General features: G+C 30.5%; 21 protein-coding genes. 4 read left to right on the top strand and 17 right to left on the bottom strand.

The window, feature by feature from the left end:
• Positions 1 to 311: 311 nt before the first annotated feature.
• The 3 genes from fba to pfkB form a co-directional block, all read right to left on the bottom strand.
• Positions 312 to 1,163: a class II fructose-1,6-bisphosphate aldolase gene (gene fba / locus ACK2WO_RS04555; protein ID WP_178412324.1), complete on the bottom strand. Its 852-nt coding sequence runs from the start codon at positions 1,161 to 1,163 to the stop codon at positions 312 to 314.
• 44 nt (positions 1,164 to 1,207) lie between these two features.
• Positions 1,208 to 2,377, bottom strand: coding sequence for an SIS domain-containing protein (locus ACK2WO_RS04550; RefSeq protein ID WP_178412323.1), 1,170 nt, complete (start codon positions 2,375 to 2,377; stop codon positions 1,208 to 1,210).
• 214 nt (positions 2,378 to 2,591) lie between these two features.
• Positions 2,592 to 3,521, bottom strand: a complete 930-nt coding sequence (gene pfkB / locus ACK2WO_RS04545) for a 1-phosphofructokinase (RefSeq protein ID WP_414698523.1) — start codon at positions 3,519 to 3,521, stop codon at positions 2,592 to 2,594.
• A gap of 241 nt (positions 3,522 to 3,762) precedes the next feature.
• Here pfkB and ACK2WO_RS04540 point away from each other — a divergent pair, with 241 nt between their 5' ends.
• On the top strand, positions 3,763 to 4,488 hold the full coding sequence (locus tag ACK2WO_RS04540; RefSeq protein ID WP_329999408.1) for a GntR family transcriptional regulator: 726 nt from the start codon (positions 3,763 to 3,765) through the stop codon (positions 4,486 to 4,488).
• Between the two features lie 160 nt (positions 4,489 to 4,648).
• Entirely contained in the window at positions 4,649 to 5,794 is a 1,146-nt protein-coding gene (gene nagA / locus ACK2WO_RS04535) for an N-acetylglucosamine-6-phosphate deacetylase (RefSeq protein ID WP_414698522.1), read from the top strand.
• A 373-nt stretch (positions 5,795 to 6,167) separates the two neighbouring features.
• On the opposite strand, the gene ACK2WO_RS04530 is transcribed toward nagA, so the two are convergent.
• From ACK2WO_RS04530 to ACK2WO_RS04475, 12 genes are all read right to left on the bottom strand, one after another.
• Positions 6,168 to 6,341 carry a cell wall-binding repeat-containing protein gene (locus tag ACK2WO_RS04530; protein ID WP_414698521.1) on the bottom strand — a complete coding sequence of 58 codons (174 nt, stop codon included), beginning with the start codon at positions 6,339 to 6,341 and terminating at the stop codon, positions 6,168 to 6,170.
• A 247-nt stretch (positions 6,342 to 6,588) separates the two neighbouring features.
• Complete coding sequence (gene nagE / locus ACK2WO_RS04525; protein ID WP_178411701.1) at positions 6,589 to 8,028, bottom strand: N-acetylglucosamine-specific PTS transporter subunit IIBC; 1,440 nt, start codon at positions 8,026 to 8,028, stop codon at positions 6,589 to 6,591.
• A 169-nt stretch (positions 8,029 to 8,197) separates the two neighbouring features.
• Positions 8,198 to 8,686, bottom strand: a complete 489-nt coding sequence (locus ACK2WO_RS04520) for a PTS glucose transporter subunit IIA (RefSeq protein ID WP_414698520.1) — start codon at positions 8,684 to 8,686, stop codon at positions 8,198 to 8,200.
• Between the two features lie 18 nt (positions 8,687 to 8,704).
• On the bottom strand, positions 8,705 to 9,547 hold the full coding sequence (licT, locus tag ACK2WO_RS04515; protein WP_414698519.1) for a BglG family transcription antiterminator LicT: 843 nt from the start codon (positions 9,545 to 9,547) through the stop codon (positions 8,705 to 8,707).
• Positions 9,548 to 9,953: 406 nt separating this feature from the next.
• Positions 9,954 to 10,442: a hypothetical protein gene (locus tag ACK2WO_RS04510; protein ID WP_414698518.1), complete on the bottom strand. Its 489-nt coding sequence runs from the start codon at positions 10,440 to 10,442 to the stop codon at positions 9,954 to 9,956.
• 200 nt (positions 10,443 to 10,642) lie between these two features.
• The gene (locus ACK2WO_RS04505) at positions 10,643 to 11,881 is read right to left on the bottom strand and encodes an ADP-ribosylglycohydrolase family protein (RefSeq protein WP_414698517.1); all 1,239 of its coding nucleotides are present in this window, start codon (positions 11,879 to 11,881) and stop codon (positions 10,643 to 10,645) included.
• Between the two features lie 121 nt (positions 11,882 to 12,002).
• The gene (locus tag ACK2WO_RS04500; RefSeq protein WP_414698516.1) at positions 12,003 to 12,440 is read right to left on the bottom strand and encodes a COG2426 family protein; all 438 of its coding nucleotides are present in this window, start codon (positions 12,438 to 12,440) and stop codon (positions 12,003 to 12,005) included.
• A gap of 116 nt (positions 12,441 to 12,556) precedes the next feature.
• Positions 12,557 to 12,979, bottom strand: coding sequence for a GtrA family protein (locus tag ACK2WO_RS04495; protein ID WP_414698515.1), 423 nt, complete (start codon positions 12,977 to 12,979; stop codon positions 12,557 to 12,559).
• Entirely contained in the window at positions 12,960 to 13,898 is a 939-nt protein-coding gene (locus ACK2WO_RS04490) for a glycosyltransferase family 2 protein (RefSeq protein WP_414698514.1), read from the bottom strand. The genes ACK2WO_RS04495 and ACK2WO_RS04490 overlap by 20 nt, the downstream gene beginning before the upstream one ends.
• A complete protein-coding gene (locus tag ACK2WO_RS04485; RefSeq protein ID WP_414698513.1) occupies positions 13,898 to 15,466 on the bottom strand; it encodes a glucosyltransferase domain-containing protein in 1,569 nt (522 codons plus the stop codon). Before ACK2WO_RS04485 ends, ACK2WO_RS04490 begins: the two co-directional genes overlap by 1 nt.
• A 679-nt stretch (positions 15,467 to 16,145) precedes the next feature.
• Positions 16,146 to 17,633, bottom strand: a complete 1,488-nt coding sequence (locus ACK2WO_RS04480; RefSeq protein WP_414698512.1) for a cell wall-binding repeat-containing protein — start codon at positions 17,631 to 17,633, stop codon at positions 16,146 to 16,148.
• Positions 17,634 to 17,796: 163 nt separating this feature from the next.
• Positions 17,797 to 18,168, bottom strand: a complete 372-nt coding sequence (locus ACK2WO_RS04475; RefSeq protein ID WP_178411762.1) for a VOC family protein — start codon at positions 18,166 to 18,168, stop codon at positions 17,797 to 17,799.
• Between the two features lie 265 nt (positions 18,169 to 18,433).
• On the opposite strand from ACK2WO_RS04475, the gene ACK2WO_RS04470 reads away from it, so the two are divergent.
• Positions 18,434 to 19,264 carry an SIS domain-containing protein gene (locus ACK2WO_RS04470; RefSeq protein WP_178411763.1) on the top strand — a complete coding sequence of 277 codons (831 nt, stop codon included), beginning with the start codon at positions 18,434 to 18,436 and terminating at the stop codon, positions 19,262 to 19,264.
• A gap of 59 nt (positions 19,265 to 19,323) precedes the next feature.
• Positions 19,324 to 20,526 carry a M20 family metallopeptidase gene (locus ACK2WO_RS04465; protein WP_414698511.1) on the top strand — a complete coding sequence of 401 codons (1,203 nt, stop codon included), beginning with the start codon at positions 19,324 to 19,326 and terminating at the stop codon, positions 20,524 to 20,526.
• Between the two features lie 134 nt (positions 20,527 to 20,660).
• On the opposite strand, the gene ACK2WO_RS04460 is transcribed toward ACK2WO_RS04465, so the two are convergent.
• Entirely contained in the window at positions 20,661 to 20,939 is a 279-nt protein-coding gene (locus ACK2WO_RS04460) for a hypothetical protein (RefSeq protein ID WP_414698510.1), read from the bottom strand.
• Positions 20,940 to 21,061: 122 nt separating this feature from the next.
• Positions 21,062 to 21,478: an asparagine synthase-related protein gene (locus ACK2WO_RS04455; RefSeq protein ID WP_414698509.1), complete on the bottom strand. Its 417-nt coding sequence runs from the start codon at positions 21,476 to 21,478 to the stop codon at positions 21,062 to 21,064.
• Between the last annotated feature and the right edge of the window lie 2 nt (positions 21,479 to 21,480).

Genomic DNA, 21,480 nt, shown 5'->3' with positions numbered 1-21,480 from the left:
CATTACATATCTTGAAATTTGTATCTCATTATATTTAAAGTTATTCTAAATTAAATTAAGTTTTATTATTTAAAACTGTTAGTAAACTTTATTAAATATACATTTTTTACAAAAGAGTATATTTATTTTATTCTCTTATTATATTATACATTTAACATAGAGTTTACAAAAACATATTTTTTTCACTTTAACTAGGAAAACATTGCCCCATTATTTTTACAAACGCAAATAAATAGTATATCTGCTTAAATACCCTAAATCCACACACAAATAGTATGAATTTAGGGTCTTTAAAAGGTTGGTTTATCAAATTATGCTCTATTTATTGAGCCACAAACTTCCATTCTTCCTTTAACAAATTCTTTAACAGAGTCACGTCCAGCTGCTCCATATTTTTTAGGGTCTATTACATCTGGGTTTTCAGCTAAAACTTTTTTAACTCCATTACTGAATGCTATTCTAAGTTCAGTTGCATAGTTTACTTTTGCTATACCTCTTCTTATACTTTCTTTTATTGTTTCGTCAGGTATACCAGAACCACCGTGAAGTACTAGTGGAACAGATACAACTTCTCTTATTTCTGATAATCTATCTAAATCTATTTTAGGTTCACCTTTGTATATACCATGAGCAGTACCTATTGCTACAGCTAATGAAGACACTCCTGTTCTTTCAACAAATTCTTTAGCTTCCTGTGGATCTGTGTGAGCATTTCCTTCTCCACCATCTAAATCGTCTTCTTTTCCGCCTACTTTACCTAATTCTGCTTCTACTGGTATATCTGATGGTCTACAAGCGTCTGCAACTGCTTTAGATACAGCTATATTATCTTCAAATGATTCATGAGAACCATCTATCATTATTGAAGTATATCCAGTTCTAAGTGCCTGCATAGCTAGTTCAAAGCTTGAACCGTGGTCTAAGTGCATTGCTACTGGTACACTAGCTTTTTCAGCTGCAACCTTAACATTTGCTAAATAATAATCTAAACCTGCGTATTTTACTGTAGATGGAGTAGTCTGTAGTATAACTGGAGAATTTAATTCTTCTGCAGCTCCTATTACAGCCATAACCATTTCCATATTTTCAACATTAAACGCACCTACTGCGTAATGACCTTCCTGCGCTTTTAAAAGCATTTCTTTTGTAGTTACTAATGCCATAACTAAACCTCCTTCAAATTATTCAATCTATCCAATCAAATTTTCTATTTTTCGTATTCGTGTATTATTACACCTTTAACAACTCTATTAACTGTTCCTGTTGGAGATGGAGTATCTGGTTTGTTTCCAACTTTAACTGAAACAAATAGAGATAATGCCTGAGCAAACATTATGTAAGGGAATGCAAGGTATGCATCTGGAAGATTAGCATATTCTTTTCCAAATCCGAATGTTTCCCCAGAGAAGTTTGCTTCATTTTCTACAGATATAGCACAAGTTAATTTTGCTATCTGGTCTGCATTTATTTCTTCAAGTACATCTAAATCGTACTGTCTTGTATATGCATTGTTAGAAACAAATACAAATACTAGAGTGTTTTCGTTTATGAATGATTTTGGGCCGTGTCTGAATCCCATTGAAGAATCGTATCCTGTAGCTATTTTTCCTGCAGTTAATTCAAGTAATTTTAACTGAGCTTCCTGAGTTAAAGCACCTAATCCACCTGAACCTAGGTAAACAACTCTATCAAAATCACCTTCTATATATTTATGTACTTCATCTTTTCTTTCTATTACATTTCTTCCCATTTCAACTATTGTTCTTACATATGAGCTTTCTTCGTCTTCATTTAAGTTGTCGAATATAAGCATTGCAGATAACATCATGCAAGAGAAACTTCCTGTCATAGCAAATCCCTGGTCATTAGATCTTGCTGGCATTAATAATAAGTAGTTGTGTTCGTCGTTTTTAGTCATCTGTGCTAATTTACCTTCTGGAGCACAAGTTATAGCTAAATGATAGAAATCTTTAACTACCTGTTTTCCTAGGTTAAGAGCTGCTAAACTTTCTGGACTGTTACCACTTCTTGCAAATGATACTAATAAAGTTGGCATATCTTCTTTTAGATAGTCGTAAGGATTTGAAACTATATCAGTTGTAGCTATAGCTTCTATTATCATTTTTTTCTGGTCATTTTTTCTGTTTAAGTAAGGAACTATTGAATTACCTACATAAGCAGAAGTACCAGCACCAGTAAATATTACTCTAAACTGTCCGTGTTTTTCTCCTATGTTAGATATGAATTTATCCAAGTTTTCTTTGTTTTCTTTGTATATTTCGTAAGCTTCAGCCCATAATTCTGGCTGCTGTTTTATTTCTGTTGTTGTTATTATTGCACCTAAATCTTTTAATTTCTGTTCGTCGAATTTAAACATTATTTTTCTCCTTTTTATTTTTGGTCTTTATTTGGTAATAAGGTTATAACCAGTTAAGAAAGTAAAAAATATAATCGCCTTTCGAACGATTTTGTCTAAACTGGTAACTACCACTTTCTATTCTTAGAATAATTTATTTGTTTTTCTTTGTCAATAGAAAATTTTAAACCTTATACGTTTTTATTATATAAATAACCTTCTTTTATCGTCTCAATTAAGCTATTTTAGTTACTTCCACTAAGTTTTTGTACTTTTCAACTTCTTCTAATTTAACAAATCCTGTGTCTACGTTTAAAGCATTACTTATACCACATGCATTTGCAAGTTTTATAGTTTCTTCTAGACTATATCCTCTAAGTATACCTACACTGAATCCTGCTATTGTACTATCTCCACTGCCAACAGTATTTACTGCCTCTACTTTTGGAATTTTAACATCATAAACATTTTTACCATCTAGATATATCATTCCATTTTTTCCTAGAGATATACATACATTTTCTGCACCTAACTCTAAAAGTTTTTTACCAGCTTCTATTATTTCTTCTCTTGATTCTACATTTACATCTAGTAGCTGTTTTATCTCATCTGTGTTAGGTTTTATAAGATAAGGCTTAGATTTAAGAGCTGCCTTTAACGCATTTCCAGAAGTATCTAGTACAAACTTAACTCCATTTTCTCTGCATATATTTCCTATTTTTTCGTAGTATTCAACAGGCATATTCTGGCAAAAGCTTCCAGATGCTGCTAAAACCTTAGTATCTTTTATAACTGCATTTAAATCTTCTTCAAATCTTTCTAAATCACTATCTTCTACAACTGGCCCTTTTTCTAAAAACTCAGTACTAACTTTATTATTTTCTATAATATTTAAGCAGTTTCTAGTTTCAGAATCTATTTTTGTGAATCTATTTTTTATTTCTTTCTTGTCTAGCTCATTTTTTATAAATGCACCATTAAATCCACCTAAGAATCCAATCGCCATAGGATCTTCACCAAGAATTTTACACACTTTTGTTACGTTTATTCCCTTTCCTCCAGCAGTGGCATTAGATTCGATTACTCTCTGCACTTCACCTATATTTATTTCACTTACTCTATATAATCTATCTATAGATGCATTGAATGTTATTGTCGTAATCATGACTACCTCCCTATTTAATTTTTTATTTTACCTATTTAATTTTTATTTTAATTTTTTTAATAAGTTTCAATACATAGTGGTTATTACCACTTCTGAATATAAATTATTTCCTCTGTCTTGTCAATAGAAAATAGATTATAATTATTATATTGAGTTTTATATAATTTTATATATTGACATGATAAATTATCTATTTTATAATTCAAATGTGGTTATAACCACTTTAGAGAGAGAGGGTATTATGATAAATAGACAAGATAAAAGACCGATATATGATCAATTAGTTGAAATATTGAGAAACAAAATAGAAACTGAAATGCAGCCAAACGATAGGATGCTATCTGAAAGAAAGATTTGTGACGAGTACGGAGTTAGTAGAACAACTGTTAGACTTGCAATGGCGGATTTAGAACATATGGGGTATATATATAAAAGACATGGCAAGGGTACATTTGTATCTGCTCTAAACCAGCAGTCACAGAATCTTATGGACAGCTACAGTTTTACAGATCATATGAAATCTCAGGGCAAAACTCCTACAACAAAGGTTCTTTCATTTGAAATCCTTGAAAGTACTAATTACTTTGCTGAAAAATTAGGTATAACTCCTGGAGATAAGATGATAAAAATAGTTCGTCTTAGACTTGCAGACGATATTCCTATGATGCTTGAAAGAACTTATCTTCCATTCACTGAATTTACAGGATTGACTGAAGAAAAGGTTGTAGAAAGACCTTTATACGAAATATTTAAAGATGATTATAACGAAATAATAAAAGTAGCAGACGAAGAGTTCTCTGCTGGTATCGTATCTGATAAGGAATCTAAACTTTTAGATGTTCCTGTAGATTCAGCATGTTTAAAGCTACTTCGTACTACTTACAATGACAACAATATCGTTATCGAATTTACTCTAAGTGTCGCTAGAAGTGATAAATTTGTTTACAAAATAAGACACGTAAGATAAATAAAAAATATTTAAATAAATAAGCATTTAGATAATAAACGTTTCGGTAATAAATGTTTAGATAATAAGTATTTAGGTAGATAAATATTAAAATATATACGTATTTAGATAGTGCGGTATTTAGATAGCGATAAAATTTTAAAATTTTTAGGAGGCCGTTTTGAAAACTTATATTTACGCTGATAAATTTTTTATGAATTATGGAATTGAGGAAAATGGATATTTATCTATAATAGATGGTAAATTTGGTCATTTTCAGAAAGAAAAACCTGAGTCTGCTGAAATTGTAGATTATTCAGGAAAATACATAGCTCCTGGTTTTGTAGATACACACATACATGGGCTTTTAAACTCAGATGTTATGGACAACACTCCAGAAGCCATAAAAACTATATCAAAAGGACTTCTACAGTTTGGTGTAACTAGCTTCTTACCTACTACACTTACTGATTCTGTAGAAAGACTTGATGAATCTGTAGAAAACATCAAAAATGTATACAATGATGTAGAAGGTGCAAAAATACAGGGTATCTTCTTAGAAGGTCCTTGTTTCACTGAAAAATATAAAGGTGCTCAGAATAAAAAATACTTTATAAACCCTACTTCAGAAATATTAGACCAGTGGCAGGAAAAATCTGGAAATTTAGTAAAGAAAATAGCTATTGCTCCAGAAAGAGAAGGTGCTGTTGAGTTTGCAGAATATGCAACAAAAAATGGTGTAACTGTTGCACTTGGACACAGTGCTGCTACATTTGAAGAGGCTAAAAGGGTTGTAGGTGCTGGAGCAAATGTATTTGTTCATACATACAACGGTATGAGTCCTCTTACACACAGAGAACCTGGTATGGTAGGGGCTGCTATGGAGCTTAAAAACACATTTGCTGAACTTATATGCGATGGACATCACGTAAGCCCTGTAGCCGCAAATATTATGATGAATGCTAAAACAAGAGAAAACATAGTACTTATAACAGACTGTATGAGAGCTGGAGCTATGGAAGATGGACAGTATACTCTTGGAGAATTTGATGTAATAGTTGAAAATGGAACAGCAAGACTTTTAACAGGAAGCCTAGCAGGAAGTGTTCTTAGCATGAACAATGCGATAAAAAATGTAGTAGATTGGAACATAGCTACACTAGAAGAAGCTATAAAAATGGCATCTTACAACCCAGCAGTTAGTTGCAACATAGACGACAAATGTGGATCTATAAAACCTGGACTACCTGCCGACTTTGTAGTTATAGACGATTCACTAAATGTATATAATACATACCTAGATGGTGTTTGTAAATACTCAAAATAATAGATATAATCACAAAATAATGTAAATTAGAATAATAAATATAAACATTGAAATACAATAATAGAAAAACAATATATCTATCATTTTATATTTGTTTTTTATTATAAATTTTTTTCTATTCATACTAAAAAAAGAGGCTGTTGCAATTAATGCAATGGCCTCTTTAAGTTAGTAATCACAATTATTTGCTCTCCAGTCCTCAGCGCCCCAATTATTATTTGAAAATATTTAAATGTATGGGGCGCTTGCGGAATTGTCGATGCAAATTAATTTGTTATTACTAACTTAAATACCGATTGTAAAAACTTGCAACAGCAATCATTTATCTATAAAAAAAATAGAAATCATAGAATATAAAAAGAGCTATCCAGGTTTATAATTTGAATAACCCTTTTTCTTGTGCAAGTATAGCTGCTGTAAGCGCATCTAAAAGTGCATTTCCATTAGCTACATAGTACTTGCTTGATCCACTATAGAACTCAGATATTACTTTTCTATTTGTTTCATATCTATCATCTCCAGCTATTCTTCCTGCTGAATATTTCAACCGAAGGTCCTCGCCCCATTTTAAAAAGAAAGAGGGCTAGTGCTTTTATGCATTAAAATATTTTCTTACTGACAAAGAGGGATTACAAATTCAGTTTCGCGACAATCTGGAAGCGCCTCGCTCCCTTTAAATGTGTTACATAAAAGTGCGAGGCGCTGAAGCCTGGAGAAAAACTGAATTGTAATCCCTCTTTCACATAAAAAAAGAGCTAATGCATAATGCACTAGCCCTCTTATATCAAATTTAATTATTTGCAAAGTTTTTTGAATTCATCAGCAACGAACTGAACTTTTGTTCCTATTATAACCTGTACAGAAGTTTTACCTGGTCTTATAACACCAGCTGCTCCTGAAGATTTTATTTTAGATTCGTCTACTTTTGTACTATCTTTAACTTCTAATCTTAATCTTGTTATACAGTTGTCTATAGATGTTACGTTTTCAGCTCCACCTAAACCTTCTAATATAACCTGAGCCATAGCTGTGAAGTCGTTGTTATCTAAAACTATAGCTTTTTCAGCTTCTACAGTATCTTCTTCTCTACCTGGAGTAGCTAAGTTGAATTTAACTATAACGAATCTGAATACTACATAGTATACAGCACCAACTACTAAACCTATTCCTAATAACCATAATGGGTTTAATGCCATTGGAGCTTTGAAACTTAAGAACCAGTCAACGAACCCTGCTGAGAAGTTGAATCCAGCTCTTACTGGTAACATAGCACAAACTGTCATTGATATACCAGTTAATAAAGCGTGAACTACGTATAATGCTGGAGCTAAGAACATGAATGAGAATTCAAGAGGTTCTGTAACACCTGTGAAGAATGAACCAACTGCTGCAGCTAATAATAATCCGTAAACAGCTTTTTTCTTGCTATCTTTTGCAGTGTGGTACATAGCTAAAGCACCTGCTGGTAAACCGAACATCATAACTGGGAAGAATCCTGTCATGTACATACCTGTTACACCTTTAACTCCTGTTCCACCCCAGAAGTTACCGATATCATTTATACCTGCAACGTCGAACCAGAATACTGAGTTAAGAGCGTGGTGTAATCCTGTTGGTATAAGAAGTCTGTTGAAGAATCCGTATACACCTGCACCTACTCCACCTAAAGATATTATTCCTTCACCGAATGCAACTAGTGCATTGTAAACTGCTGGCCATACGAAGAATAATATAGCAGCTGCTAACATTGAGCAACCTGAAGTAACTATCGCAACACTTCTCTTACCACTGAAGAAAGATAAAGCGTCTGGTAATTTAGTACCTTTGAATTTATTATAGCAAGTTCCACCTATAAGACCAGCTAATATACCTATGAACTGAGTCTGAGTTTTAGTGAAAGCTGCTGCAACCTGATCTTCAGGTATACCTTTGAACATAGCAACAACTGCTGGAGAAAGTAATGTAGTTATCATTAACCATGATACTAGACCTGCAAGACCTGCAGTACCATCGTTATCATCTGACATACCAACGGCTACCCCTATAGCGAATAAGATACCCATGTTATCTATAAGAGCTCCACCTGATTTTAATAAGAATGCTGCTATTACGTTATTAGCACCCCAACCACTTGGGTCTATCCAATAACCTATACCCATGCATATACTTGCAACAGGAAGTGCAGCAACTGGTAGCATTAAAGCTTTACCTAGTTTCTGTAAATATTTCATCATAAGAAATATTCTCCTTTCATGTATAATTTTTTATTATTTCAGCTCTATTTTTGAGCAAAATAGACATTTTTAAAATTTCAATATTATATTAATTTCTTTATTTTTTCATTTTAATACTATATTGACTTTATTTTTTAGTTAATTTTTATAATTGCTTAATAGCTTTTTACTATTTTTTAGTTATTTTTATTATTTCATCGCCTATGCTAACTGGACCATATTCTGTTGGTTCAACTGCTTCAAAAGCATCTGGGTTACAAACAAGTACTGGGCTTGTTACATCGTATCCAGCTTCTTTTATTTTTTCCATGTCGAATTCTACTAAAAGATCTCCAACATTTACTTTCTGTCCAACTTCTACATGGCTTGTGAAGTGCTGTCCCTGTAGGTTTACAGTATCTAATCCTATGTGTATTAGTATTTCAGCGCCATCTTCACTTAATATAGAAACAGCATGTTTTGTAGGGAACATTATTGTAACCTCTCCTGCTACTGGAGCTACAACTCTACCTTCTGCAGGTTTTATACCTACACCTTTTCCTAACATTCCGCTTGCGAAAGTAGGATCGTTTACTTCTTCTATTGCTATTGTTTCACCGTTTATTGGAGAAACTAATTTACAAGAGTTATCTTTTTTTCCAAATAATTTTTTAAACATCGTTACACCTCAAAATTCTTAATTTTCATCCTCTATTGTAGAAACACGTCTTATATGCACCGCAAGATATACAAGTTCTTCATTTGATATCCTCTGATTATACTGTTCTTCTATATAATCCCTTATCTTTAGTGCGCACTTAAATTCTTCAGGATATTTTGTTGCTATCATTTCAGCAAATACATCGTCAGAATCTTTTAACATCTCTCCCATAAATATCCTCTGTGAAAGGAATTTCAGATGTGTAATAAGTCTTGAATAATGTAAGCTTTCTTCATCTAGTTGTATATCAAAAGTATCTGTTACTATTTTTAGTATATCTCCTATAAGAGTAGTTATTTTTAATGCTTCGTTCATCTCTGTATTGTACTCTGCATTTACTATGTGTAGTGCGATGTTCGCTGCTTCATCCTCGCCCATCTCTACACCCAGCTTTTCTTTTATTAGGTTTACAGCATATTCTCCAATTATATATTCTGGATTATAAAAATGCTTTACTTCCCATAAGAGAGGATTACTAAATTTCATACCATTTTTAAATCTATACACTGAAAAGCTTATGTGATCTGTCAGAGTTATGTATATGTTCTGATTTAATCTCTTTCCAAGTGTACGTTTTGCGTAGTTTATTATGTCATTAGACACTTTAAAATGCTCGATAGGAAGCTCTTCTATTAAACGTTTAAACTTATCTATTGCAGATTTACCATTCATTGTGAATACCTTTTCCACCTTAGACTTGTCTATCTCGTCTCCTTCTTTGGCTTTAAATCCTATTCCTTTTCCCATGACGATAATCTCTTTATTTTTTTCATTGCATGAGCATACAAAATTGTTATTTATAACTTTTGTAACTTTCATAATCGTTCCTTGCCTTTCCAGATATAATATTAAATCCATATTATACTATTATATCCTAAAAATAATAAGATTATCATAAGAATAAAAAAAGACCCAACTTTATACAATACACCTATAGTGCATTCTATAAAATTCGGTCTTGCCTGCTCTACCAGTAACACTCCAAATTGTCGTATCCATTTTTAACTGTTTATAGGATAACATTTTCATAATTTCATGTCAAGCATTTTGGGCAATTTTTTTTCAAATTTTTTTCTAACTTGATTCAAATTATTCTTATTATTTTCATTTATATTATAGTAGGCACTTTTTAATATTTTTAATAACTTATTTTTTATTATATAATCCGAATTTTAATATTTTATTTTAATATATCTTTTAATATTATATCTTTATTTTTTATCTTCTACTTTTGGAATAGAAATCTTTCAAATCGATCTACTTCTTCTATAAACTCATTTACAGTAGATACAAAAGAATTGACTATACTCTGAGAATTAAACTTAACTACCTCATTTTTTATCATTTCAAACTTATAATTTTTATTTACACCTATACCCTGGCTCATATTTTTTCCAGAGTGTTTTTCCGCATAGTAGTTGTTTCTCTCGTATATCATATTTAAAAAAATATCCCTCTCAGCTTCATTATTTATGTAGATTTGTTCCTCTAGGTCTATTACTATGCTAGTAAATCTGTCCTTGCCTGTGTGGATTGATGCTGAGTATTTTAATCCCTTATACTTATTTATCGTCGACACCAAAATCACACCCTTGCTAATTCTAAGTCCACAATTTTCTACGCCATAGCCATTTATTATATCTACTATTTTTTCCGCCATAAGCTGATTTTCGTCTATATTTTTATCCTTTATTGTATCTACCTTTTTTAGCATAATTTTAATCACCCTTTTGAATAATTTTGAATAAATTTGTATTTAAAAAGTCTGTAGCATACACTACAGACTATAATAATTATATCAAATTATGTGATTTTTTTCATTCTGCTTTAGAAACTATCGTTATTATCTATAATACTTTTTATTTCTATTTTTTAAATTTTTATTTTTATTATTTTTTAATATTTTTATACATACTATCTATATACATTCTTTTTCTTCATTTCTTCTAATAATACATAAACAGTTCCATCGTCTACACATTTATCTACAGCACCCGGATTAAATATTTCCTGTCTTACAATACTAGTAAGCATCGCTCTAAGAAGATATGCACCAGATTCTTCTGCTTTTTCTCTATATAAATCAGAATCCATTTCTATATTGTGAAGGTCTAATGTATCTATGTATGCTTTGTCAGTGATTTCAGGAAGATGTGCTGTATTTATAAGTCTTTCAACTTCCTCAGACATCTCTGGCTGATTAAACATAAACATTGGAACTGGTCTTCCTGTGTCCTCTTTTATTCTTTCTTTGAAATATTTTATATCGTTAAACATTTTGTCATACGCTTTTTTTCTTTCGTTTCTTCTATACATTACGATATATGTGTAGTCAGTTATTCCTCTTTTTAAATCATCAGGAAGATAAGTAAGTACAAGCTCTTTTGCTTTTTCATCTATTCCGTAGTATGCTTCAGCAATAAATCCTGTAATTGCAGCTATTGTGTCTGTATCTCCTCCAATTGTAACAGCTTTGATTACAGCATCTTCAAAACTTTCACCTTCTAAAAATGCTGCCATAGCTTGAACAACAGCAGTTTCACATAATGCATCCCTTTTCATTATATCTGCATTTCTGTACTCTTCAACAGACTTAGATAAATCGTATCCATATTCTTTTTCTATGTATTTTTTTATTGTTTCTTTTTTACTTCCGTTTCTAGCTAAAAAAATTGCACTCGCTATTGCCTGAGCACCTTTAATTCCTTCTTCACTGTTATGTGTAACTTCAGCAGTTAATCTTGCGTATATATCCACTTCATTTAGGTTGTTTGCAAGCCATCCAACAGAAGATACTCTCATTGCAGATCCGTTTCCTATACTTTCATAAGGCTCTGGTTTCTGAGAAATTAGCCAATTGCTAAATAAAGTTCCATATCCAGCAGTTATATGGCTTCTTCCAAACATCTGCATATTGTATCTTAGGCATAATTTTATTTCTTCTGCAGGTTTGTCAAAAGTCTGAGAAAGAGCTTTTCCAACAGCTACAGTCATTACTGTATCGTCGGTAAATATTTCCCTAACTCTTGGATTTATTTCTATTCCTTCTTTGAATAGTTCGTCGTATTTTTTCTGTACTTCTTCGTATTTAGGGATTGTTAGACCGAAATCGTATCCATTTCCTAGAATATCCCCAATTATTGCTCCTAACATTTTTCGTCACTCCTTGCTTTTAGATAGAGGTTCTACTTTCCTCTATTGAATATAATAAGGTTTTCTTTGTATATAGTAAAGTATTAAAAAAGAGGATGCCTAAAACACCCTCTTAAATAATCTATATTATATGCATAGATATTCCCGTTACAACTACTCCAGCCACCATATTTCCTACAAGAATTCCTAAAAATGCATTCTTTATCCTCATATGAAGTATTGAAGCAATTGCTGCAGCTGTCCAAGTACCAGTCGTTGGAAGCGGAACACCTACAAACAGAATTAGCCCCAGAACAGATGCACTTTTTAGTTTTTTCATAGATGACTCGATTTTATTATCTATTTTTTTAGATATATTTTTCAAAAAAGATATACCTCTAATAAAGTTTAATATATGTCTAAAAGTAAGTATAAGCGGGATTGCCACCAAGCTAGACCCTACTACACTAGAAATATACACCCCCAATGGATCTAAATCCATAGCAATTCCAATAGGGATGGCACCTCTTAACTCTGTAACAGGCATCATCGATAAAAATAATATATTTAAATATCTCAAGTAATACCTCCCTTTTTTATATTTTAAATTTTATTTATAAATTATAACATATTAATTTAAATACATAGTATAAACGTAAATATGCTGTTGTAAAATATTTACAACAGCATACACAATTAATCTTTTTCATTCTTAAAAACAAAAGATCGTTGACCAATATAATTAATTATAACAAATAAACACATACCTACTAACATCGCTATATTTTCTTGGATAGATTTTGAATACCCCATTAAAATATATTTAACAATAGGTTTTGCTATCCCGTATGCTAACAAATAACAAGCAGTTATATTTATAATAAATTTAGGAACTGTTTTTGATGTATTGTTGGAATTTTTAAATGTAAACATACGATTTAATATATAACTTAAAATACTACCAAAAAAGTAATTAGATGCAGAAGATATCCAGTAACTAAAATGTAAAATGTTATAAAAAATAAACATAATACCAGTTCCAAATATAGTATTAACTATTCCAACTAGTATAAATTTCCAAAATGTATAATCAAATATTTTATTTAATAAATTTTTCATTCTGTTCTTCTCCACAAGTTTTAGATACTATATATCTTGGTCTATCTTTTATTTCCTCATAAATTTTTGCTATATAATAACCTATTATACCTAAACTGATCATAATAATACTACTTGAAAATAGCTGTATCAATATAATAGTTGTAAATCCTTCTAATGCCTGATGCTGTAACTTTTGGAGCAAAGATATACCACCAATAAGTATTGAAATTATAAAAGTAACAACTCCTAATATTGTAATAACTTGCATCGGAACTGTAGAAAATGCAGAAATATTTCGAATAGCATATTTTATGAGTGAAGTAGTTGACCACTTAGACTCTCCTATCTCTCTATCTTGAACATCGAACTGTACACTTGTTGTTTTAAATCCAATCCAAGAAGAAAGGGCTCTAAAAAATGTATTTTTTTCTCTCATATTAATCAAAACATTTACAGCTTTTCTATCTAATAGTTTAAAGTCTGATGCATTTTCCATATTAAATCCTGTTACAGCACTTATTATAGAGTAAAATGTTCTAGCTGCAAATCCATGTATTTTTCCTTCTTTTCCTCTGCTAGATTTTTGACCCTCTACTACTTCATAACCTTGTTCCCAAAGGTTATACATTTCAACAATTTTTTCTGGTGGGTGTTGCAAATCACAATCTATAACAACACAACAATCACCTTTTGATTCAGATAGCCCTGCCATAATTGCAGCCTCTTTACCAAAATTTCTAGAAAAATGAACTCCTTTTACATAATTATCTTTTTTCGAAGCAAGGGTTATTTTTTCCCATGTTTTATCTTTAGAACCATCATCAACAAAAATTAGTTCATATAAAATTTTAGCTTCTTTTAAAATACCACTAATAACACCAGTCGTTTTTTCAATTACACTTTCCTCGTTATACGCTGGAATAATTACCGATATCATTATTCTCCCTCCTTATCTTCAGAAAGCTTTATTACTAGAATATCATCTACTACATTAATAGATTCATCTGACGGCCAAGTCTTCATAGCCTTTACTCTTTTATCATCAAGCAATTTATTTCTATTTTCTTTGCTAAGATTTATTAAATCTAAACCAAATGTAGTCCTTAAAAATTTTGTCACATGATATGAATCATATAATAAATTTTCTTCTAATAGACTAGTAAACATATATACTTTTGACATTGGAAGTATTTCACCTGTTTCTTTGTTAAATTTTTCATATTTAAATCTGTCTTGTATATTTCCAAGAACAGCTATTTTTTCAAAATCATACTTATCATCAAGATTATGAATTTTTGAAATCATTTCTAACCCTGTTGCGTATGTTTGTTCATAACATAAATTCATATAAAAATAGCTTATGTTGGCCATTATTGCATTATTTATTACTATTACAAGTAATAATAAGCATACTGCATTTTTTAATATAGGTTTGAACCATTGTTCATATAATACCGCTGTTAAAATAAATAATACTGTTAGGCATTGAAGCATCATAAGTCTATATTCAACTGTACTTGATGCAAAATTCCATATACAAGAAAACGGTACAATTGCAATTAAACAAAATATTACTAATATCATTGCCCAAACTCTTTTAAAAATACCACTTTTAATAACTGAAATAATCATTCCAAGAAACATAGTTCCTAAGAATATTAGGTTTAGAACACTATATAGAGTAAATCCATATCTAAAAACATTCCACTGTAAAAAATATAATGCTATTGGTTTTATTGATCTTAGAAGACCTTCTTTTATAAATCCTTTTTTAATCTTTCCTACTTCAGAAATTCCTTGATAGCTATTTGCAGCAACTCCAGTGAAGCGCATCGATAATTTCCAAATTACATAATAAGAAGCTAGTGCTATTGTATAAACTATAATTTGTTTAAATATCCACTTGAAATATTCTTTCTTTTCATAGTTATTTTTTAATAATTCATTAATGAAATAACATATTGCTAGTATTAATGCAAAAGATACATAGGCCTGGTATATACCACAAGATACACATATACAAACTATTCCTAAAACTAATTTTAATTTACTTTTTTCCTCAATTCTTGAAAAATACACACCTAAAGCTGCTAAAAACATCGATACCATGTATCCATCTGCTGTAAATAAAAAGAATATTGTCTCTGTTGTAGCAGGTGCAGCTGCTAATAATCCACCTGTTAATCCTATAAGTACCGGATTTTTCATTTTAAATAAGGCTACAATTACAACAACTGTTAGTGAAATAAAGATACATGACATCAAACCATTTATCCATGGTAAGTCGTAATAAGAGCTCATTCCACATGCCCACGAAAGCGCCCATCTACCAGATCCAATCATATTCTGATTTGCATAGTAATTATAAACTGTATCATGGTTAGGTAAACTATTTGTAAATTTATAAATATGCACTAACATCACTATAATAAATGTTGAAATAAAAGCAATTTTATACTCTTTTTTGAGTTTTTCTCGATAAAATTGAAGTATTTCTTCTCCCATTTCTCCCTCCATAAAAATTTTAATTTTCCTATTGCTAGTAAAACATAGCTATCCATATTAATTAAAATTTATTATAGCACTTATTTTTATTTTTTTCTATCCTATTTCCAATAATTTTCAAATATAAGTCTTAATATATATTTTTTATTATTATTTGGTATTTTATTAAAACTATAGGCTTTAAAAAATAAATTTTTAAAAGTATAATTTTAAAAATAATAATATCTACAAATTAACTCAAAAATTTTTTATAAAAAACAACAAATAATTAGATAAATAACTACAGAATATAAATTTGATATATATTTTACGAAAACTATATATAATAATCTATTGTTAAGTTGATAAAATATATAAAATATTAAAAAATGTATTTTGGATTAATCTGTTTATAGTATTGATTGGTTATAATAATTTTTTAATATAATCTTTCTTTGAAATGTAAAATATGAAATGTATTGTAATAATTAGAAAAACTTGTAAGAATAAAAATATTTATTTGATACTTATATACATTATTATAACCATAATCATTGTAAATAAAAAGCTGACTCCTACAAAATACAGAAATCAGCTTTTATCTACCTATATAAACTTTTAAAATATACTCTATTTAAAATTATTTTGATATTTACAGTAGCTTCTTTCTATATAACAAATGATGCATTCTAGATCTTCATTATTTAGCTAAGTTTTCTTTATCTTCTTCTTTATTTTCTTCTTCTGATTTTTCCTGCTCAGTTTTGTTTCCAGTGAATGCATAATCTGTAGCTGTTCCTGATATTTTATCTGTTATCACACCGCTGTTGTTTATAGATACACCACTAGCATTTACTTCTACATGTTTTACAACACCGCTATTTGTCATAACTAATTTATCAGCTGATGAAGCTATAACTATATTTTCTATCTGAACCTTATCTTCACTTATATTTAAAGTCTTAGCCTTTTTGATTTCTAATTCTTTTATAGATTTATCACTTACTTCTATATTTGCATTTTCTGCATCTACTACAACCTTACCTGTAAAAGTACCTTCTAATTTTATATTTAGTGCTTTTTCTGTAGATATGTTATATTCTTCTGATGTAGCTGCAGGAGTTTTTATTGTTATTGTATCTCCAGCATTTGCATTTGCTAATACTGTATTTAAATCATCTTTATTATTAACTTCGTAGTTTATAGTTGTCTGAGTTGCTTTTATTTCGTTTATAGCATCTTCATTTCCGTTACCGCCTACCTGAGTTATAACTTTTACTATTTTATTTTTAAATAAAGTTTTCTGGTTGTTAGTAAGTTTTGAGCCAACTATAACAACAGGAGCATTGTTTTTAGCTGCAAGTACCCCTACTGATAATGCATCTATCAACTGTCCCTGATTTTTAGAGCCATTTTTAGCTACATATATATTGCTTAATTCTTTAGAATTATAGAATTCTTCTATAACCTTAGCATTTGTATCATTTCTGTTGCTTCCTTCTATTCTAGTTGCACCTGGTAATTCACTTGCAACTGCTTCAGATACAACTGATTCTCCACCTACTATATAAGAATTAGCTATTTTATTATCTGTTATAAAGTCTTTTGAAGCAGCTATACCTTTTTTAGGATTTGAAAGTATTATTGGCATATCTTTCTGAGCTGCTGCAGCTGCTATACTTACTGCATCTGCAAGTCCTGTAGCACCATTTACTACTGCTATATCTGTAACTTTTTTAGTTTCGTTTAATTTTTTAGCTATTTCAAGAGCTGTTTCTTCTCTTGTATCACCTTTTATTCTTTCAACTGTAGCTACACCAGCATCTTTTAATTCAGATTCTAGTGCTGTTGGAAGTACAGCTTCTCCACCTATTAAAACAACTTTTTTAGCTTTTAATCTTACTATTTCGTCTTTTGTAACTGTAGTAAGAGCTTTTTTAGAAGTTAAAAGTATAGGTGCATTATTTGCTTCTGCATAAGGAGTTGCAGCAAGTGCATCTGCTATTGCAGAGTCATTTACAAGAACAACTGTATCTGCATTTGCAAATCCTTTTTTACTTATCATAACAGCTGTTTCGTATCTATTGTCACCTACTAATTTATCCATTGATGCTGCAGATACTGGAACAACTGTACTGGCTAGTATAGTAGCTGCCATAGCAACTGTTGTATATTTCTTTAAAGTCATACAAATCCCTCCATTTAGTCAAAATCCTTATATGTTTATATTACCATATTTTGACTATACATTCTTTGATTTTTGCATGTGTTAGATATTTTATGCATATTACAAAATCCAACTCTACTATTGCTTTTTACACATATTCTAATATTATTTCAACCCATATGTTTTACATATGTTCTGGTATTATTTCAACCCAGTAGTTGTCTGGATCCGCTATAAAGTATATTCCCATTGCTTCATTTTCAAAACATATACATCCCATTTCTTTATGAAGCTTATGTGCTTCTTCAAATTCTTTAACTCTTAATGCAAGATGGAATTCATTGTCTCCTAAATTGTAAGGTCTATCCCAATCTCTAAGCCAAGTAAGCTCTAAATTATGTGGAGTAACTCCGTCTCCAAGATAAACTATTATATAGCTTCCATCCTCTGCTTCTATTCTTCTAGTTTCTTTAAGTCCTAGTGCTTTTTCATAGAAATCCATACTTTTCTTTAAATCTAATACGTTTATATTATTGTGTGCAAATGTAAAATTCATAGTCTTTTACCTCTTTCTAATTTTTTAGTTTTTTTAATTATATCAAAATCTAAATAGATAAAAAATACACTAAATATTAATTTAACGTAAATTTTTATTTTTATTCAGAAGTTTATCATATTAACATAAAAACAAATTTACATTCATATAATATTATAGAAATAAACTATATCCTTTTTTTAACTACATTTTTGAAATAGTAAGATAAATAAATAAGTTTTATGTTATAATATCATATAACACGCTTAATGAAAGGATTTATGTGATGAGTTCAATAAAAGAAAAAATAATTGCAAATTTCGATTCATTTTCAAAGAACGAAAAAAGAATCGCTACTTTTATAATCGATAATTATAGTACTATATCACACTACAATGGAAATCAGATAGCAGAAAACGCAGAAACTAGTAAGGCTACTCTAGTAAGATTTAGCCAGAAGATAGGATATAAAGGTTTTATAGAATTAAAGAGAGATATAAACGATGAACAATTATCGACTATTAAACACAATCCTTATGAGACGTTTTTACCTACGCCTTGTACGGATTCTATCTTTTCAAATCTTATCAATGATATAAAAAATTTTGAAAAGATATTACCTCCAAATAAAATCAAAAAAATTGTTAAGTATATAGCAAACGCTTCTACAGTCTATTTAATAGGTTTTGGTTCGGACTCTATAGCTTTAAAGTATCTATATAATTATCTTCCTATATGCGGTATAAAATGTATTTATTCTGATGAACAGGGAGTTAGTTTGAGAGAAAGATTACTTTCACTTAACAAGCACGATTTGGTTATAATGTCAAACTTCTCTGATATGGAGGACGACGACTACATGGTTGCACGTTATGCAAAAAAGGTAGGAGCAAAGTTTGTTTCTATGACTAATTCAGATATAGTAGGTACTTCTCTAAATGCCGATGTATACGTTATAACTAAGGAATCTGCAGAAACATTCTACAATTCACCAATTCTGTCTATTCTTTTATGTAATATTATACTGTCTGAATTGAGACATACCTATACTGAGAGAATAGAATCTGAGTTAAAAAAGTACAATGATGCTATAGAATTTATGAAAAATAGTTATTAAAATAGAAGTAAGTATTAAATTATAGTAAAAAATATCAATTAGAAAGGAATAGTTTAAAAATGAGCGATTTTAAAAATAAGATTTGTTTACTAGCAGATGAATACCAAAGCAGTTTTGAATCGATGTCAACATATTTATTCGACAATCCTGAGCTTGGAGGAGAGGAATTTTTATCAGCAAAGTGTATTGTTGATATGCTAAAAAAACATAATTTTGTTGTAAATGAACCTTATGAAACTCTTCCAACAGCAGTTGTCGCATCTTATATAAACGATCCGTCTTATGAAAATTACGCATTCATCGCCGAATACGATGCACTTCCAGGTTATGGTGACGATAAATGTACAAATGCACATGCATGTGGGCATAACTGGATAGCAGCTACAATGACCGGATGTGCTGTTGTGCTTTCTAAAATATCAAAAGAACTTGGTATAAATGTACTTTTGATAGGTACACCTGCAGAGGAAACTTTTGGTGCTAAATACGATATGATAAACTTAGGATCTTTTGACAATGTAGATTATGCATTTCAGGCTCATTTAGATGCACATAGCAATATGTATGTGCATAATTTAGCTATGAATTCGATTGAGTTTGAATTTAGAGGTCTTGCATCACACGCTTCTCAAGCTCCAGATAAGGGGATAAACGCACTTGATGCAGTTATTTCAATGTTTGTAAATATAGGACTTCTTAGACAGCAGCTACCTCCTACATCAAAAGTGCATGGTATAGTAAGCAATGGTGGTTCTGCTCCAAATATAATACCTGATTTGGCAGCATGTCAGTTTAGTATTAGAGAAAAAAACAAGGCATCGCTTAAAGTGCTAAAAGATAAAATAGTGAACATTGCAAATGCGGCTGCTCTTAGCACAGGATGTACTTTAGAATATAAATTAATAGAAAACCCATTTGACGACAGCGTACACATAGATAGCATGATAAAGGCTACAGAGGATAATTTCAAATTATATGGTATGGATAATTTTTTAGATAAAGACAATACACTTCCTGCTGGCTCTTCAGATATAGGAAATGTAAGCTACATCTGCCCTACTATATACGCCGAAATAGCATTAGACTCACCAGAGCCAATGATGCTACACACTGAAAAAGCACTTGGACTTGTAAATTCTAAGTATGCTTACGACAAAATGAACTCTGTAATAAAAGCCTTCTGCTCAACTATTGTAGACATATCTCAAAACAAAAAACTTGCAGAAAAAATAAAATCAGAATTCAAAGAAAAGACAATCTAACAAAGTATAAAAAAAGACAAGAGTGTATAACTACTCTAAAGCGACAATACTGAAAACGCCCCATACCTATAAATGTGTTACATAATAGGATGGGGCGCTGAAGTCTGAAGCAAAGAGCCGTTATACTCTTGTCTTTACTTTTTTATATGTATATCCATACTTCCAGACCTAAATCCTTCTAGGTCTAGTGTTATATAATCGTATCCAAATTCTTTTAATTTCTCAACGACTTCTTCTTTCTTTTCTAAAAGCATTATCATTTCATTTTTATCTACTTCTATCCTAGCAATATCCTCATGAACTCTTATTCTTACATTATAAAAACCTAAGTCTCTAAGCCATTTTTCAGCTTCCTCAACCTTTTGAATACTTTCATAATCTAGTATTGTTCCATAAGGGAATCTAGTAGCCATACATGGTGTAGACGGTCTATTAGATACAGATACTCCAAGTTCTGCGGCAAGCTTTCTAACTTCTTCCTTTGTAAATCCAGAATCAGCTAGTGGGCTATTTATCCCAAGCTCTCTTATTGCTTTTATCCCTGGTCTGTAAACATGTAAATCATCTTCATTTGTACCTCTACTACCTGTTTTACACCAAGTTCTTCTGCATATCTCTGTAATTTTTCAAAAATACTTTTTTTACAAAGATAGCATCTATTAACAGGATTATCCTCTATTCCAGCTTCTTTAAGCTCATCTATTGATATTATTTTATGCTCTACACCCATTTCGTCGGCTACTCTCCGTGAAATTTCTAAATCTTTCATCGGATGTATCTTTGTGTGTACTGTTACAGCATAAACTTTCTTACCTGTCTTTTTAGTCGATTTTGAAAATAATTTTAAAAGAAGGCTACTGTCAACACCTCCAGAAAATGCAAGTACAACATCTTCCTGAGATAACTTATCTACTTCTTCTAAAAGTTTTATCTTTTTTTCTTCATAGCTCATAT

It is taken from the genome of Peptacetobacter sp. AB845, from assembly GCF_047528295.1.
Taxonomy (GTDB): Bacteria; Bacillota; Clostridia; order Peptostreptococcales; family Peptostreptococcaceae; genus Peptacetobacter.
The sequence above is the reverse complement of the archived record's forward strand: the minus strand, read 5'-3'. Positions and strand labels throughout refer to the sequence as shown.